The organism is Kushneria marisflavi, assembly GCF_002157205.1.
Lineage (GTDB): Bacteria > Pseudomonadota > Gammaproteobacteria > Pseudomonadales > Halomonadaceae > Kushneria > Kushneria marisflavi.
On record NZ_CP021358.1, the window covers coordinates 2,500,400 to 2,515,703 of the forward strand.

At 54.4% G+C, this 15,304-nt stretch carries 11 protein-coding genes and 2 rRNA genes; 11 read left to right on the forward strand and 2 right to left on the reverse strand.

Annotation, left to right across the window (positions count from 1 at the left end):
• The first annotated feature begins 254 nt into the window (after positions 1 to 254).
• Both B9H00_RS11380 and rrf read left to right on the forward strand, forming a co-directional pair.
• Positions 255 to 3,147, forward strand: a 23S ribosomal RNA gene (locus tag B9H00_RS11380).
• A gap of 101 nt (positions 3,148 to 3,248) precedes the next feature.
• Positions 3,249 to 3,364 (forward strand): 5S ribosomal RNA (gene rrf / locus B9H00_RS11385).
• Positions 3,365 to 3,486: 122 nt separating this feature from the next.
• Here the strand turns inward: rrf and B9H00_RS16805 are convergent.
• Positions 3,487 to 3,633 carry a hypothetical protein gene (locus B9H00_RS16805; RefSeq protein WP_169713437.1) on the reverse strand — a complete coding sequence of 49 codons (147 nt, stop codon included), beginning with the start codon at positions 3,631 to 3,633 and terminating at the stop codon, positions 3,487 to 3,489.
• Between the two features lie 255 nt (positions 3,634 to 3,888).
• Positions 3,889 to 5,256: an MFS transporter gene (locus tag B9H00_RS11390; protein WP_086900760.1), complete on the reverse strand. Its 1,368-nt coding sequence runs from the start codon at positions 5,254 to 5,256 to the stop codon at positions 3,889 to 3,891.
• Between the two features lie 682 nt (positions 5,257 to 5,938).
• On the opposite strand from B9H00_RS11390, the gene cyoA reads away from it, so the two are divergent.
• The 9 genes from cyoA to B9H00_RS11440 all read left to right on the forward strand — a co-directional run bounded on the left by cyoA (position 5,939) and on the right by B9H00_RS11440 (position 15,264).
• Entirely contained in the window at positions 5,939 to 6,820 is an 882-nt protein-coding gene (gene cyoA / locus B9H00_RS11400; RefSeq protein WP_086900762.1) for a ubiquinol oxidase subunit II, read from the forward strand.
• Between the two features lie 2 nt (positions 6,821 to 6,822).
• The gene (cyoB, locus tag B9H00_RS11405) at positions 6,823 to 8,799 is read left to right on the forward strand and encodes a cytochrome o ubiquinol oxidase subunit I (protein ID WP_086900763.1); all 1,977 of its coding nucleotides are present in this window, start codon (positions 6,823 to 6,825) and stop codon (positions 8,797 to 8,799) included.
• 3 nt (positions 8,800 to 8,802) lie between these two features.
• Positions 8,803 to 9,432: a cytochrome o ubiquinol oxidase subunit III gene (gene cyoC / locus B9H00_RS11410; protein ID WP_086900764.1), complete on the forward strand. Its 630-nt coding sequence runs from the start codon at positions 8,803 to 8,805 to the stop codon at positions 9,430 to 9,432.
• Entirely contained in the window at positions 9,432 to 9,767 is a 336-nt protein-coding gene (gene cyoD / locus B9H00_RS11415; protein WP_086900765.1) for a cytochrome o ubiquinol oxidase subunit IV, read from the forward strand. Before cyoC ends, cyoD begins: the two co-directional genes overlap by 1 nt.
• A 13-nt stretch (positions 9,768 to 9,780) precedes the next feature.
• Complete coding sequence (gene cyoE, locus B9H00_RS11420) at positions 9,781 to 10,689, forward strand: heme o synthase (RefSeq protein ID WP_086900766.1); 909 nt, start codon at positions 9,781 to 9,783, stop codon at positions 10,687 to 10,689.
• A gap of 193 nt (positions 10,690 to 10,882) precedes the next feature.
• Entirely contained in the window at positions 10,883 to 12,289 is a 1,407-nt protein-coding gene (locus B9H00_RS11425) for a cytochrome ubiquinol oxidase subunit I (RefSeq protein ID WP_086900767.1), read from the forward strand.
• A 16-nt stretch (positions 12,290 to 12,305) separates the two neighbouring features.
• Positions 12,306 to 13,310 carry a cytochrome d ubiquinol oxidase subunit II gene (cydB, locus tag B9H00_RS11430; RefSeq protein ID WP_086900768.1) on the forward strand — a complete coding sequence of 335 codons (1,005 nt, stop codon included), beginning with the start codon at positions 12,306 to 12,308 and terminating at the stop codon, positions 13,308 to 13,310.
• Positions 13,311 to 13,447: 137 nt separating this feature from the next.
• Positions 13,448 to 14,428 carry a biotin--[acetyl-CoA-carboxylase] ligase gene (locus B9H00_RS11435; protein WP_086900769.1) on the forward strand — a complete coding sequence of 327 codons (981 nt, stop codon included), beginning with the start codon at positions 13,448 to 13,450 and terminating at the stop codon, positions 14,426 to 14,428.
• A complete protein-coding gene (locus tag B9H00_RS11440) occupies positions 14,425 to 15,264 on the forward strand; it encodes a type III pantothenate kinase (RefSeq protein ID WP_086900770.1) in 840 nt (279 codons plus the stop codon). Before B9H00_RS11435 ends, B9H00_RS11440 begins: the two co-directional genes overlap by 4 nt.
• Positions 15,265 to 15,304: the final 40 nt, after the last annotated feature.

The following is a 15,304-nucleotide window of genomic DNA, read 5'->3' on the forward strand; positions in this document are numbered from 1 at the left end:
CGCTCGATACTGATGAAACCACAGTCAAAAGTCATGATGATGACAATCATCGACATGATTTCTGACTGTCTTTTTGACAGTACGCTCTTTAACAATGTGGATCATGCTGACCTGTCGGTCGGTGAACACCTCATCTTCGGATGGGCGTTGTGACCCGGCCGGCAGACAACGTATAAATTTGCTGCGATACATAATGTCGTATGTATTTCAGTAAATGTCGTGTGATTGTGAGACCGGACCCCTTGGGGTTATATGGTCAAGCGATTAAGCGCACACGGTGGATGCCTAGGCAGTCAGAGGCGATGAAGGACGTGACAGCCTGCGATAAGCGTCGGTGAGGTGGCAAATGACCTGCGACCCGGCGATTTCCGAATGGGGAAACCCACTCATCACAAGATGAGTATTCATGAGCCAATACATAACTCATGAAGGCGAACCGGGAGAACTGAAACATCTAAGTACCCCGAGGAAAAGACATCAATTGAGATTCCCCCAGTAGCGGCGAGCGAACGGGGACCAGCCCTTAAGCAGTGCAACCGATAGGCGAACAGTCTGGGAAGTCTGACCATAGCAGGTGATAGTCCTGTAGCCGAAATCCGAGCATTGTGAAATCGAGTAGGTCGGGGCACGTGAAACCCTGACTGAACATGGGGGGACCATCCTCCAAGGCTAAATACTCCTGACTGACCGATAGTGAACCAGTACCGTGAGGGAAAGGCGAAAAGAACCCCGGCGAGGGGAGTGAAATAGATCCTGAAACCGTGTGCGTACAAGCAGTGGGAGCAGACTTGTTCTGTGACTGCGTACCTTTTGTATAATGGGTCAGCGACTTATTCTCAGTAGCGAGCTTAACCGAATAGGGGAGGCGCAGGGAAACCGAGTCTTAAATGGGCGACTTAGTTGCTGGGAATAGACCCGAAACCGGGCGATCTATCCATGGCCAGGATGAAGGTCAGGTAACACTGACTGGAGGTCCGAACTCAAGTATGTTGAAAAATGCTGAGATGAGCTGTGGATCGGAGTGAAAGGCTAATCAAGCTCGGAGATAGCTGGTTCTCCTCGAAAGCTATTTAGGTAGCGCCTCACGTATTACCACCGGGGGTAGAGCACTGTTTCGGCTAGGGGGCCATCCCGGCTTACCAACCCGAGGCAAACTCCGAATACCGGTGAGTACAGCGTGGGAGACACACAGCGGGTGCTAACGTCCGTTGTGAAAAGGGAAACAACCCAGACCGCCAGCCAAGGTCCCAAAATCCCGGTTAAGTGGGAAACGATGTGGGAAGGCACAGACAGCCAGGAGGTTGGCTTAGAAGCAGCCATCCTTTAAAGAAAGCGTAATAGCTCACTGGTCGAGTCGGCCTGCGCGGAAGATGTAACGGGGCTCAAACCGGGTACCGAAGCTGCGGGTGCATCCTTATGGATGCGCGGTAGAGGAGCGTTGTGTAAGCCTGCGAAGGTGTATCGTGAGGTATGCTGGAGGTATCACAAGTGCGAATGCTGACATGAGTAACGACAAGGGGAGTGAAAACCTCCCCCGCCGGAAGACCAAGGGTTCCTGTTCGACGTCAATCGGAGCAGGGTGAGTCGGCCCCTAAGGCGAGGCTGAAAAGCGTAGTCGATGGGAAACGGGTCAATATTCCCGTACCGGATGTTATTGCGATGGGGGGACGAAGAAGGCTAGGTGAGCCAGGCGTTGGTTGTCCTGGTAAAAGCGAGTAGGCCTGGGGATCAGGCAAATCCGGTCCTCTATAAAGCCGAGACGCGAGACGAACAGACTACGGTCTGGAAGTCACTGATGCCACGCTTCCGGGAAAAGCCTCTAAGCTTCAGATAACATGCGACCGTACCCCAAACCGACACAGGTGGTCAGGTAGAGAATACCAAGGCGTATGAGAGAACTCGGGTGAAGGAACTAGGCAAAATGGCACCGTAACTTCGGGAGAAGGTGCGCCGGCCAGGGTGACGGGACTTGCTCCCCTAGCCCTGACCGGCCGAAGAGACCAGGTGGCTGCAACTGTTTATTAAAAACACAGCACTCTGCCAACGCGTAAGCGGACGTATAGGGTGTGACGCCTGCCCGGTGCCGGAAGGTTAATTGATGGTGTTAGCCGCAAGGCGAAGCTCTTGATCGAAGCCCCGGTAAACGGCGGCCGTAACTATAACGGTCCTAAGGTAGCGAAATTCCTTGTCGGGTAAGTTCCGACCTGCACGAATGGCGTAATGATGGCCACGCTGTCTCCACCCGAGACTCAGTGAAATTGAAATCGCTGTGAAGATGCAGTGTACCCGCGGCTAGACGGAAAGACCCCGTGAACCTTTACTATAGCTTCACACTGGACGCTGATGTTACTTGTGTAGGATAGCTGGGAGGCTTTGAAACCCCGACGCCAGTCGGGGTGGAGCCAACCTTGAAATACCAGCCTGGTATCATCGGCGTTCTAACTCCGCACCGTGATCCGGTGTGAGGACAGTGTGTGGTGGGTAGTTTGACTGGGGCGGTCTCCTCCCAAAGAGTAACGGAGGAGCACTAAGGTACCCTCAGCACGGTTGGAAATCGTGCAATGAGTGCAAGAGCATAAGGGTGCTTGACTGCGAGACGGACATGTCGAGCAGGTGCGAAAGCAGGTTCTAGTGATCCGGTGGTTCTGTATGGAAGGGCCATCGCTCAACGGATAAAAGGTACTCCGGGGATAACAGGCTGATACCGCCCAAGAGTTCATATCGACGGCGGTGTTTGGCACCTCGATGTCGGCTCATCACATCCTGGGGCTGAAGTCGGTCCCAAGGGTATGGCTGTTCGCCATTTAAAGTGGTACGCGAGCTGGGTTTAGAACGTCGTGAGACAGTTCGGTCCCTATCTGCCGTGGGCGTCGGAAGTTTGAGAAGTGCTGCTCCTAGTACGAGAGGACCGGAGTGGACGCACCGCTGGTGTACCGGTTGTCATGCCAATGGCACCGCCGGGTAGCTATGTGCGGACGGGATAACCGCTGAAGGCATCTAAGCGGGAAGCCCCCTTCAAGATGAAACTTCCCTGGAGCCTCGAGCTCCCTGAAGGGCCCTCGAAGACGACGAGGTCGATAGGCGCGGTGTGTAAGTGCAGCAATGCATTGAGCTGACGCGTACTAATTGCCCGTGAGGCTTGACCATATAACACCCAAGTGGTTCGCATCACACGAAAACGTTGATGTAATGATCAGCATGATCCCGATTTTGACCCGCTGCTTTAAAGCAGCCGGTCTGCAGAATTGCCTGACGACCATAGCGTGCCGGCACCACCCGATCCCTTCCCGAACTCGGTAGTGAAACGGCTCCGCGCCGATGGTAGTGTGGGGTCTCCCCATGTGAGAGTAGGTCATCGTCAGGCACCCCTTCCGAACCCCGGTCCAATGGACCGGGGTTCTTTTATGTATGCTTGATAAAAACCGGCCATGAGCCGGCCGGCCCTGCCCGGTCACTGGCGTGACCGGCGGGCGAGGGCACCCCACCTCAGGACGTCTCGTTCATGGCCGTCAGCGCGGCGGTCAGGGCCGTCATCTCTGCCTCGGTGCCGATCGAAATGCGCAGCCAGTCCGACAGGCCGGGCGTACCGAAGTGGCGTACCAGAATACCGGCAGTTCGCAGCCGGGCGGCCACGTCGGCCGCCGGGTGACGTGTGGGCCGGACGAACAGGAAGTTGGCCCGTGAGGGCAGTCTTTAACAGCCGAGAATAACAGCGTTTCAGCTGGCTCTAATCGCTTCCACGGAAGAAACAAATGACTCTGATAATGGCCTTAAGACAACATTCCCGAGAAAGCATTATTGTATTGGGTCGCGAATTAATACCAACAAAAAAAGGCATCCTGATGGATGCCTTTTAACGAGCCATTATCACTGCAAATTTTTAGAATATTACGGCGATATCTGTAGCCAGCGAGTCAGTGCTTCACGATCAATGGCGTCACGATCAATTTTCAAATAAGCCACGTTTTCCTCCCTGACCACCAGTGCATCCTCAATGCCTGCAATGTTCTTGAGCTCTCTGCTGCACGCGCTACTGTTAGTAATTCTTTTTCCTTCCAGAGAAACAACTTCACTTGAAAGATGTTTGGGGGCGGTCATGTTCAAGATGGTCAAAAACCATAGTGCACCCAACGCAGCGGCAAAAAGAAAAACGGCATCGATACCGAAATGACCGGCCACTGCGCCTCCCAGACCACCGCCCACACTGGCGCCCAGAAACTGACTGGTAGAATACACACCCATGGCCGTGCCCTTGGCGCCGGCAGGTGAGAGTTTGCTGATCATGGAGGGCAGCATGGCTTCCATCAGGTTGAAACCGGTAAAAAATATCAATAACAGCAGAATCAATACCCATTTGGTTTGCGCTGTCTCACCAAGGCCTAAAAGTGCCAGTGTCATGGCCGCGACAGCACCCATGAAAATCTTTTTCATGTGACGATACTTCTCGGCTGCAATGATCAATGGCACCATGGCAAAAAAGCCGGCAGCCATAACGGGCAGATATACCCAGCCATGATACTGGGCATCGATTCCGAGGTTTTCGAGCCTGATGGGCAGTGCAATGAAACAGCCGGTCAAAATGGCATGAAGGGCAAAGATTGAAAAATTCAGGCGAAGAAGCTCGCTCTTGAACAGCATTTTTCTCAGTTGCCGAGGGTCTACCCCAACATCACGATGCTGCCTTGCCGGTGCAGAGGGTACGAGTCGCCATAAAATCAGAAGGCCAACAAGAGCCAGCAGGGCGGTGCTCCAGAAAACGCCTGAAAGTCCAAAGACTTCTGCCAGAAACGGCCCCAGCGCCATTGCCAGGCCAAAGGCAACGCCAATACTCATCCCGATGGCTGCCATGGCGGTGGTTCTCGTTTCCTCTCTCGTCTTGTCTGCCAGCAATGCCATCAGTGCGCCGGCAATGGCACCGCTACCCTGCAAACAGCGCCCGGCGATTACGCCGTAGATGGTGGTTGAAAGCGCTGCCATGACGCTGCCTGCGAAAAAGAGCAGCAACCCAAGAGCAATGATCTGCTTGCGGCCCAACCGGTCAGAGAGGGTGCCAAAGGGAATCTGGAAGATGGCCTGCGCCAGACCATAGCCTCCCAATGCAATACCAATCAGAAAAGGCGTCGCGCCTTCCAGGTCTCTGGCATAGAGGGCGAGCACGGGCAATACCATGAAAAGGCCCAGCATGCGAAAGGCATACAGCATGCCCAGGCCTGCAATGGCGCGGTATTCGCCTGCGTTGAGTGAAATATGTTTCATGATTCTCCGAAAACCCTGTGACAGGGCATCATTTTAACGGTCTGACAGGCCTGCAGGAAATTGACATGCCGTTCAGCAGCAAATGGATAGGGCATGGAAACTCGGCAAGGTGATCCGGGCAGAAAGGGGAATCCCCTTGTGACGAATGGAATTGATGAAAGGTTCCATGTATCATGCCGCGGTGTTTTGTCGCATTGGTTCAGTGCTTTTCACCTGCCGTTTTTAACTGCTGCCCCTACAGAATGCTTGTCGCACATGGGTTGATGGCGAAGTGTTCACTTACCTGAAGGCCCTTTTGGTAGATGCTTTCTAATGCCAAGGTCTAAATAAGCTTTTGTCACAGCACTTGAAGTCAATAGGTGAAAAACTGAACAATAGCAGTGGTAGCTTATAGCACCATGCAGGGCTGTCATGCCTGCCGCTTTCAGCCAGTCAGATGACTTCCATGTCACCTCCGTGCTGTGAGCCGTCAAGGACGGGAAATATCTGTCCAGGACAGTCACTTCCAACGATAAAACCATCAGGCACCCCTGCAATGTCAGACTGTCTGACGTGGTAAATGCCATCCGTGAGCGTTGCTGTCAGACCGTGATCGGACACGGGCAGGTACCTGTCACGCATTTCCGGCCCTCCGGCCGGACAAAAGCGAAGTGTTCAAGCTGGCCGTTCAAGAGAGCGTGAGATGAGAAAATGGAACTATCCAGACATTCTTAAAAGGGTGTCACTGCTTGCTACTGTCGCACTTGTGCTCAGTGGTTGTACGGGATCAAGTCTCCTCGATCCCAAGGGGCCGGTTGGCGCTGAACAAAAATACCTGATCATGACATCGTTCTTCCTGATGATGATCGTGGTCATTCCCGTCATTGTCATGACGCTTTTGTTCGCGTGGCGTTATAACTACATCAAGAATGCAAAGTACTCGCCCAACTGGTCTCACTCCAACAAGATTGAAGTGGTTGTCTGGGCTATCCCGCTGGCGATCGTTTTCATTCTGAGTGTTTTGACCTGGCGCAGTACGCATGCCCTTGATCCACATCGCGTGCCGGAATCCGACAGGGATCCCATCGTCGTTGAGGTCATGGCACTGGACTGGAAATGGCTGTTCATCTATCCGGAGCAGGGAATCGCGTCGGTCAATGAGCTGGCCTTCCCGGTCGATACACCGATCGAGTTCCGGGTGAGCTCCGAGAGCGTCATGAACTCCTTCTTCATTCCGCAGCTGGGCAGCCAGATCTATGCCATGGCAGGGATGGTAAATACCGTTCATCTGCTGGCTTCCGAAGAAGGCACCTACCCTGGCATGTCGGCCAACTACAGCGGCCACGGTTTCAGCGGTATGCACTTCAAGGCACTGGCAACGTCGGATGAAGGTTTCCAGCAGTGGGTCGAAAGCGTTCGACAGTCTTCGGAAACCCTGCAGCAGGACAGTTTCGATGAATTGGCCAAGCCCAGTCGAGACAATCCGGTCGAGTACTTCTCTACCGTCACGCCTGGCCTGTATACCGATATTGTCAACAGTTACATCACGTCGGGCGATAGCTCGCATCATGGGGCTGAGGAGTAAACATGTTCGGCAAACTTACTATTGAAGCCGTCCCCTACCATGAACCCATTGTTATGGTGGTTCTTGGTGTCGCGGGACTGCTGGGGTTGGCCATCGTTGCCGCCATCACCTATTTCAAGAAATGGGGCTATCTCTGGAGAGAGTGGATTACCTCCGTGGATCACAAGCGCCTGGGCGTGATGTATATCATCGTTGCCATTGTCATGCTGATCCGTGGTTTTTCCGATGCCATCATGATGCGCTCCCAGCAGGCCATTGCCTCCGGGGGAGCAGAGGGCTATCTGCCACCTGAACACTATGACCAGATCTTTACCGCTCACGGCGTCATCATGATCTTTTTCATGGCCATGCCGTTCATGGTGGGTCTGATCAACATTGTGGTGCCGCTTCAGATCGGCGCTCGTGACGTGGCCTTTCCGTACCTGAACTCGCTGAGTTTCTGGCTCACGATGGCTGGTGTCATTCTGGTCAACGTGTCTCTGGGTGTGGGCGAATTTGCTGCTACAGGCTGGCTTGCCTATCCGCCGTTGTCCGATATTCAGTACAGTCCGGGCGTAGGCGTGGATTACTGGATATGGAGTCTACAGATATCAGGTATCGGTACCCTGCTGACCGGCGTGAACTTCTTCGTCACCATTCTGAAAATGCGTGCCCCGGGCATGACGCTGATGAAAATGCCGATGTTTACCTGGACATCGCTTTGCAGTGTTGTGCTGATCATTGCCGCTTTCCCGATCCTGACGGTCACCATCGCGTTGCTGACGCTGGATCGCTACATTGGTACCCATTTCTTTACCAATGACATGGGTGGCAACCAGATGATGTACGTCAACCTCATTTGGGCCTGGGGGCATCCGGAAGTTTATATTCTGGTCCTGCCTGCCTTTGGCATTTTCGCTGAGGTTGTTGCGACCTATTGCAAGAAGCGTCTGTTTGGCTACACCTCCATGGTCTACGCCACGGTCGCCATCACTGTGCTGTCGTTTGTCGTCTGGCTGCACCACTTCTTCACGATGGGTGCCGGTGCCAACGTCAATGCCTTCTTTGGTATTGCCACAATGATCATTGCGATCCCGACCGGGGTCAAAATCTTCAACTGGCTGTTCACCATGTATGAAGGTCGCGTTCAGTTCACTGTTCCGATGGCCTGGACGCTGGGCTTTCTTATCACCTTCACGATCGGTGGAATGACCGGGGTGCTGCTGGCCGTACCGGGCGCTGACTATGTGCTCCACAACAGCCTGTTTTTGATTGCCCACTTCCATAACGTCATCATCGGCGGTGTTGTATTCGGTTACCTGGCAGGTTTCACCTACTGGTTCCCGAAAGTGTTCGGATTCAAGCTTGATGAAAAGCTTGGCAAGGCTTCTGTCTGGTGCTGGATCGTGGGCTTCTTCACGGCCTTCATGCCGCTGTATGCACTTGGCTTCATGGGCATGACACGTCGTCTGAACAGCTATGACAATCCGGACTGGCATTTCCCTCTGATCGTTGCTGCCATTGGTGCCGGCATCGTTGCCTGCGGTATTGCCTGCCAACTGCTGCAGCTCTTCGTCAGCATCAAGAATCGTCATCAGAACATCGATGAGACTGGTGACCCGTGGGGCGGTCGTACGCTTGAATGGTCCATTCCTTCACCGGCACCCTTCTACAACTTTGCGCATATTCCCGTTGTAGAAGAGCGTGATGCCTTCTGGCACATGAAGGAAAACGGCGTCAGTGAACAAAAGCCTGCCGAATATCATGACATCCACATGCCGAAAAATACCTCGGCCGGGTTCTTCATCGGCATCATAGCCGCGGTATTCGGGTTTGCACTGATCTGGCATATCTGGTGGCTGGCGATTGCTTCGGCTGTAGGCATCTTCATCACCATCGTGCTGCGTACCTTCAACGACGATATTGACTATTACGTTCCTGCTGCCGAAGTCGAGCGCATCGAAAGTCAGCGTTATCAAAAATTGTCAAATCAGGCGTAACACATGTCGACTCAATCAATGACCAATCAGGACGCTCATGCCCACGGGCATGAGCACCATGAGCATGAACATCATGATCCGGTAGCGACCAGAGTCTTTGGTTTCTGGATCTACATCATGAGCGACTGCATACTGTTTGCATCCATCTTTGCAACCTATGCAGTGCTTGGCACGAACTATGCCGGCGGCCCCACCTCGCATGAGCTGTTCGAGCTGCCCTTTGTTCTGGTAGAAACCTTTGTACTGCTGGCCAGTAGCTTCATGATCGGGCTTTCAACCCTTGCCATGAACAAGGGCAATCGTCAGGGCACCATGCTCTGGCTGGCGCTGACCCTTGTACTGGGTATCGTGTTTGTCAGTCTCGAGATCTACGAGTTCCATCACTTCATTTCTGAAGGGGCGGGGCCTCAGCGTAGTGCCTTCCTGTCGTCGTTCTTTACGCTGGTAGGTACGCACGGTCTGCACGTCACTTCCGGGTGTATCTGGGCCATCGTTTTGTTGATTCAGATTGCCACCAGGGGTCTGACCGACATGAACCGATCGCGTCTGATGTGTCTGAGCCTGTTCTGGCACTTCCTGCACATCATCTGGATTTGTGTATTCACCATCGTCTATCTGATGGGGGCCATTTAATGTCCAATCAGCATCAATCACCGGAAAGTCACGATCATGGCAGCGTCAAGTCCTATACCACGGGCCTGATTCTTTCCATCATCCTGACCATTATTCCCTTTGGTCTGGTCATGACCGGCGCACTATCGGGTATGACAACGCTTGCGATCATCATGATCATGGCGGTCGTACAGATCGTGGTGCAGGTCATGTACTTCCTTCATCTCAATGAAGACTCAGGGCCACGCTGGAACATGATCTCGCTCTGGTTCACGATTCTGATCGTGGCCATCGTGGTAGTGGGCTCGCTGTGGATCATGTTCCATCTCAACCATAATCTGATGGTAGGGATGTAAGAAGTCTGACCCGATGCTCAAAAGATATCTCCTGCTAACGAAGCCGGGCATTGTCTTCGGCAATCTGATCTCGGTAACAGGGGGATTCTTTCTGGCCTCGAAAGGAAGCATCGACCTGCTGTTGTTTTTCGCCACCGTTATCGGGGTGTCGCTGGTCGTTGCTTCCGGTTGTGTGTTCAACAATGTCATTGATCGTGACATTGACGAATACATGGCGCGCACGCAAAAGCGTGCGCTTGTCGAAGGCACGATCGATGTTCGCTCTGCGCTGATCATGGCCTGCCTGCTGGGTACAGCAGGCTTTTTACTTTTATTGATGGTGGCTAATCCGCTGTCTGCGGGTGTGGCCCTGTTCGGCTTTGCCATCTATGTTGGCGCCTACAGCCTCTGGCTCAAGCGTCACTCGGTCCATGGCACGCTGATTGGTAGCCTGTCCGGTGCGGCACCGCCAGTCATCGGATACTGTGCCGTCAGCAATCAGTTTGACCTGGGGGCATGGCTGGTACTGCTGATTTTCAGCCTCTGGCAGATGCCGCATTCGTATGCGATTGCCATTTTCAGGCTGGAAGACTATCGGGCCGCTTCCATTCCCGTGCTCTCTGTTGCGAAGGGGGTGACGACGGCCAAACGCCAGACAGTTGCCTATATTGTGGCCTTTGGGGTGGCCGCCACGCTTTTGACGTTTACGGGGTATACCGGCTACGTCTATCTGGTGGTGATGACCGTCATGACGCTCTACTGGCTTTATATCGCCGTTGCTCGTTATCACCAGGGGGATGATGGCCGTTGGGCCCGTCAGCTCTTTGGTATCTCAATACTGGTCGTCACGGTATTGAGTGCGGTGATGGCCATCGACTATCAGAAGTCTGCACCGGAAACCACAACGGCGCAGCGTGATCTGCCGGTGTCTCTCAACGTTTAGTCCATTCAATGCTGTATTGACGTCCTCGTCGATCAGCATTGTCTTTTCCATCCTCCCTGATGCCATTCCCCTGCCTTGCTGCGGTGCTGTAGCCATGCGACATGATGTCCCGAGGCTTTCACTTTTCCGCTTGAATGCTCTAACTTCATAGTTTCCGTGACTATCCAGAACCCAAAGCAGGAGAGCCAAGCCAATGCTGGGGTTTGAAGCTTTAGACCTGGCGAGATTTCAGTTCGCCTTTACCGTTTCCTTTCATATCCTTTTTCCCGCTTTTTCGATCGGTCTGGCAAGCTACCTGATGGTGCTGGAAGGACTGTGGTTAAAAACAGGAAATGAGATTTACCATAATCTGTACCGTTTCTGGGTGCGTATTTTTGCTGTGGTTTTCGGGCTGGGGGTGGTCTCCGGCGTGGTCATGGCTTATCAGTTCGGCACCAACTGGAGTGGCTTTGCCGAAAGGGCGGGGGACATCACCGGGGTGCTGTTGACCTATGAGGTGTTGACGGCCTTCTTCATGGAAGCCGGCTTCCTCGGAATCATGTTGTTTGGTGAAGGACGGGTCAGCAAGCGACTGCACTTCTCGGCGACCTGCCTTGTGGCTATCGGTACGCTGATTTCCATGACCTGGATTCTGATGTCCAACAGCTGGATGCAGACTCCTGCCGGATATGAGGTCATTGATGGACGCTTCGAGCCTGCGAACTGGCTTGAAATCATGTTCAACCCCTCCTTTCCCTATCGCATCGTCCATATGGGGCTGGCTGCCTTTATCTCGGTCGGTTTCGTTGTGGGTGGGGTTGGTGCCTATCACCTGCTGCGCGATCGCCGTGATCAGGCGGCGCGCAAGATGTTCTCCATGGCCATGTGGGCCATTCTGGTAGCGCTGCCGGTGCAGATCATTGCCGGTGACATGCATGGCCTCAACACGCTGGAACACCAGCCCGCCAAGGTGGCGGCGATGGAGGGGCACTGGGAAAACGAGCCGGATGAGAAAGGGATGCCGCTGGTACTGTTCGCCCTGCCAAGCATGGATGATGGTGCCAACCACTTTGAGCTGAAGGTCCCCTATGCCAGCAGCCTGATCCTGACCCATACCCTTGATGGCAAGATTCAGGGGCTCAAGGACTGGCCGCGTGATGAATGGCCTGATGTGCCACTGGTGTTCTGGAGTTTCAGAATCATGGTAGGTCTGGGCATGTTGATGCTCGGGATGGGGGTTGTCGGTCTCTTCCTGCGCTGGAGAGGACAGCTCTACGAGGCGCGCTGGTTCCAGCGGATTGCGCTGTTTACGACCCCCGTAGGATTTATCGCCCTGCTGGCTGGCTGGATTACGACAGAGGCCGGTCGTCAGCCCTGGGTGGTCTACGGCATGCTGCGCACCGAGGATGCTGTTTCGACGCATAGTGTGGCCAGCATGATGACAACGCTGGTCGGTTTCATGGTGGTCTATGCCATTATCTTTGGCATCGGGATCTACTACATGCTGAGACTGATCAAATCCGAGCCGATGAATATGGTGCCTTCCGGTGGTCCGGGCCATGAACGTCAGCCCAAGCGGCCAATGTCGGCAGCCGACGGCAGTTTCGAAGAGCAAAATTGATTGGGAGCCATGAGCAATGACAATTGACCTGCCAGTCATCTGGTATCTGCTGATCGGTTTTGCCGTCGCCATGTACGTCATGATGGATGGCTTCAGTCTTGGTGTTGGGATCCTGTTTCCCTTCATCAAGGGTGATGAAAATCGCGATGTCATGATGAATACCGTGGCACCGGTGTGGGATGGCAACCAGACCTGGATGATTCTTGGGGGCGCCGGTCTTTATGGTGCCTTCCCGCTGGCCTACGCGGTGATTCTGCCGGCCATGTATCTTCCCCTGATCCTGATGCTGTTGGCGTTGATCTTCAGGGGAATTGCCTTTGAGTTTCGCTTCAAGTCCAACCGCTCTCGCAAGTGGTTTGACCTTGCCTTCAGTGGTGGCGCCATGGTGGCAACCTTTAGTCAGGGCGTTGTGCTAGGGGGGATCGTCAATGGTTTGTCGGTGTCGGAGCGTGCCTATCAGGGTGGAACCTTTGACTGGTTCTCGCCATTTGCCCTGTTTACCGGGTTGGCGCTCATGGCCGGGTATGCGCTGCTGGGCGCCGGTTGGCTGATCATGAAGACGGAAGGCGATCTACAGAATCGGTTTTACCAGCTGGCCCGTCCGCTGACACTGCTGCTGGTGGCTTCCATGATCGTGATCAGCGTCTGGACGCCGCTTTCCAATGGACGTATCGCCGAGCGCTGGTTTACGTTCCCCAATATTGCATGGTTTGCTCCGGTGCCGATTCTGGTCGCGTTGCTCTCCTGGAGTATCTGGAACGGTGTCACGCACTCCCATGAGCGTCGGCTTTTCTTCAAGGTGCTGGGCCTGTTTTTCCTTGGGCTCTCGGGACTGGTCATCAGTTTCTTCCCCTTGATCATTCCGCCGAACATTACCCTCTGGGATGCGGCTTCGGCGCGCGCCAGCCAGTCGTTTCTGATCGTGGGGTATGTGATTCTGGTGCCTATCGTGCTCGCCTATACGGCATACAGCTACTATGTCTTTCGAGGCAAGGTGCGCCATGGCGAGGGATATCACTGAGATCAAATCGCGCGTTCGGAGATTACAAAGGGTACCCAAAGGGGTACCCTTTTTGTTTTCGTGCCTTGCACAGGGTTTTAAAGAACAATGCCGTCGTGCAGGCGGATACAAGGGTTTCAGGATATGAACGCAATTCCATGAGTGTCAGCGATCTGATCAGACTGATGAGCGATGGTGCCTTCCATTCAGGTGAGGCGCTGGGCAAGGAAATCGGGGTGTCGCGGACAGCGGTGTGGAAACAGCTGCGCAAGCTCGAGGGGCTGGGGTTGTCTGTCGAGACTGCAAGAGGATGCGGGTATCGTCTTCTTGATCCGCCGGAGCCTCTTCGCGGAGGTGACATTGTAGCCAACCTGTCGCGCACGGCGCGCCAGCATCTCAGACATCTTTTTGTGGAGGATTCGATAGGCTCCACTAACACCTTCCTGCTGGAGCGCTTTGCTCAGGGGGCCGGTCATGCAGAGGTGTGCCTTGCTGAATGGCAGAGCGCCGGACGTGGTCGGCGCGGTCGATCGTTTTACAGTGAGTGGGGTGGCAACATTCACTTCTCCATCGGCTGGCAGTTTGAAAGCGGGGTAGGGGCCCTTGAAGGGCTGAGTCTGGCGGTCGGTGTGATCATGGCAGACCTATTATCAAATCAGGGTGTGGACATTCAGTTGAAATGGCCCAATGACCTGCTGGTGTCGACGTCTGAGGGCGTCTCCAAGCTAGGGGGGGTTCTGGTCGAGGTTCGAGGGGATACTTCCGGGCCCTGTCAGGTGGTCATCGGGGTAGGGGTCAATATTCGGCTTTCCGAACAGGGGCAGGCCGGTATCGGGCAGTCGATTGCGACACTTTCCGAGCTGGCACCTCATGTTTCACGCAATGTGCTGGTCAGCGCCATGATCGAAGCGCACATAAAAATGCTCGAGCGTTTTGAGCAGACCGGGTTTGCCGCGTGGCGTGATCGGTGGAATGCTTATCACGTTTATCAGGGCAGGGCGGTTCGAATCTATCAGGGTAATACCGTCAGTGAGGGGGTCGCGAAGGGCGTGGATGATACCGGTAATCTGATGGTCAGCATCGGTGGTGAGGACAAGCGCTTTGCCGGTGGCGAAGTCAGTTTGCGTGGCGGCTCATGATTCTGGATCTGGATATTGGCAATACGCTGTCAAAGTGGCGCCTCAAGGATCGTGATACCAGCAGCATCCGCGCCCGTGGTGCGATGTGGACGCGGGATGAATGGCGGTCAGGTGCGGATATCCCCGATCTGGAGATTGTTGATGTCATTCGTATCTCCAACGTGGCCCGTCAGGATGTGCTGGAAGACACGGTCAGGCTTTTGAAGCGACGCGTTGGCGCCATTCATGTCGCGCACTCCACGCCCGAGGCGCTTGGTATCCGCAATGGCTACGAGACGCCCGAGCGGCTGGGGGTGGATCGCTGGCTGGGGGTGCTCTCGGGATATCAGCTGACGGGAGGATGTTGCACCGTGGATTGTGGCAGTGCCATTACCATGGATGCCGTCCTGCCCAGCGGCCAGCACCTCGGCGGGTATATCATTCCAGGGCTTCGACTCATGAAGGAGAGTCTCAAGCTGGGAACCCGCAAGATAGTGATCGATCCTGAAGAGGAGGCTCTTCATGCGCTGTCGCCTGGCACCAATACCGTGGACGCTGTCAATCATGGGGTCTTTATGGCGGCCATCAGTGCCATCAACCGCCTCTACATGGAGCTCTGTGACAGTCAGAACATGGCGTTGCCGTTATTGATTACCGGTGGCGATGCTCCACTGATTTCAAAAGGTCTCCGCTTGCCGCATGCCTGCTGGCCGGACATGGTTTATGCGGGTCTTGAGGTGCTTTTTCCATTGACCCCGGATGAGAAACGAGGACTGCTGGCCGGCATGCCTGAAGTGATGGTGCCAGCTGATTTGACGGAAATGCGCAAGGCGCTTGCGTTTACGCAAATGCTCTGACAGAATGCGCCGCGTTCCATGAGGCAAGGCATTCGAGTTA

Bases quoted from the DNA above. Each gene is read 5' to 3' on its own strand.
- cydB (WP_086900768.1), top strand. From the start codon at position 12,306: ATGACAATTGACCTGCCAGTCATCTGGTATCTGCTGATCGGTTTTGCC.
- cyoD (WP_086900765.1), top strand. From the start codon at position 9,432: ATGTCCAATCAGCATCAATCACCGGAAAGTCACGATCATGGCAGCGTC.
- cyoA (WP_086900762.1), top strand. From the start codon at position 5,939: ATGAGAAAATGGAACTATCCAGACATTCTTAAAAGGGTGTCACTGCTT.
- B9H00_RS11390 (WP_086900760.1), bottom strand. From the start codon at position 5,256: ATGAAACATATTTCACTCAACGCAGGCGAATACCGCGCCATTGCAGGC.
- B9H00_RS11425 (WP_086900767.1), top strand. From the start codon at position 10,883: ATGCTGGGGTTTGAAGCTTTAGACCTGGCGAGATTTCAGTTCGCCTTT.
- cyoC (WP_086900764.1), top strand. From the start codon at position 8,803: ATGTCGACTCAATCAATGACCAATCAGGACGCTCATGCCCACGGGCAT.
- cyoE (WP_086900766.1), top strand. From the start codon at position 9,781: ATGCTCAAAAGATATCTCCTGCTAACGAAGCCGGGCATTGTCTTCGGC.
- B9H00_RS11440 (WP_086900770.1), top strand. From the start codon at position 14,425: ATGATTCTGGATCTGGATATTGGCAATACGCTGTCAAAGTGGCGCCTC.
- cyoB (WP_086900763.1), top strand. From the start codon at position 6,823: ATGTTCGGCAAACTTACTATTGAAGCCGTCCCCTACCATGAACCCATT.
- B9H00_RS11435 (WP_086900769.1), top strand. From the start codon at position 13,448: ATGAGTGTCAGCGATCTGATCAGACTGATGAGCGATGGTGCCTTCCAT.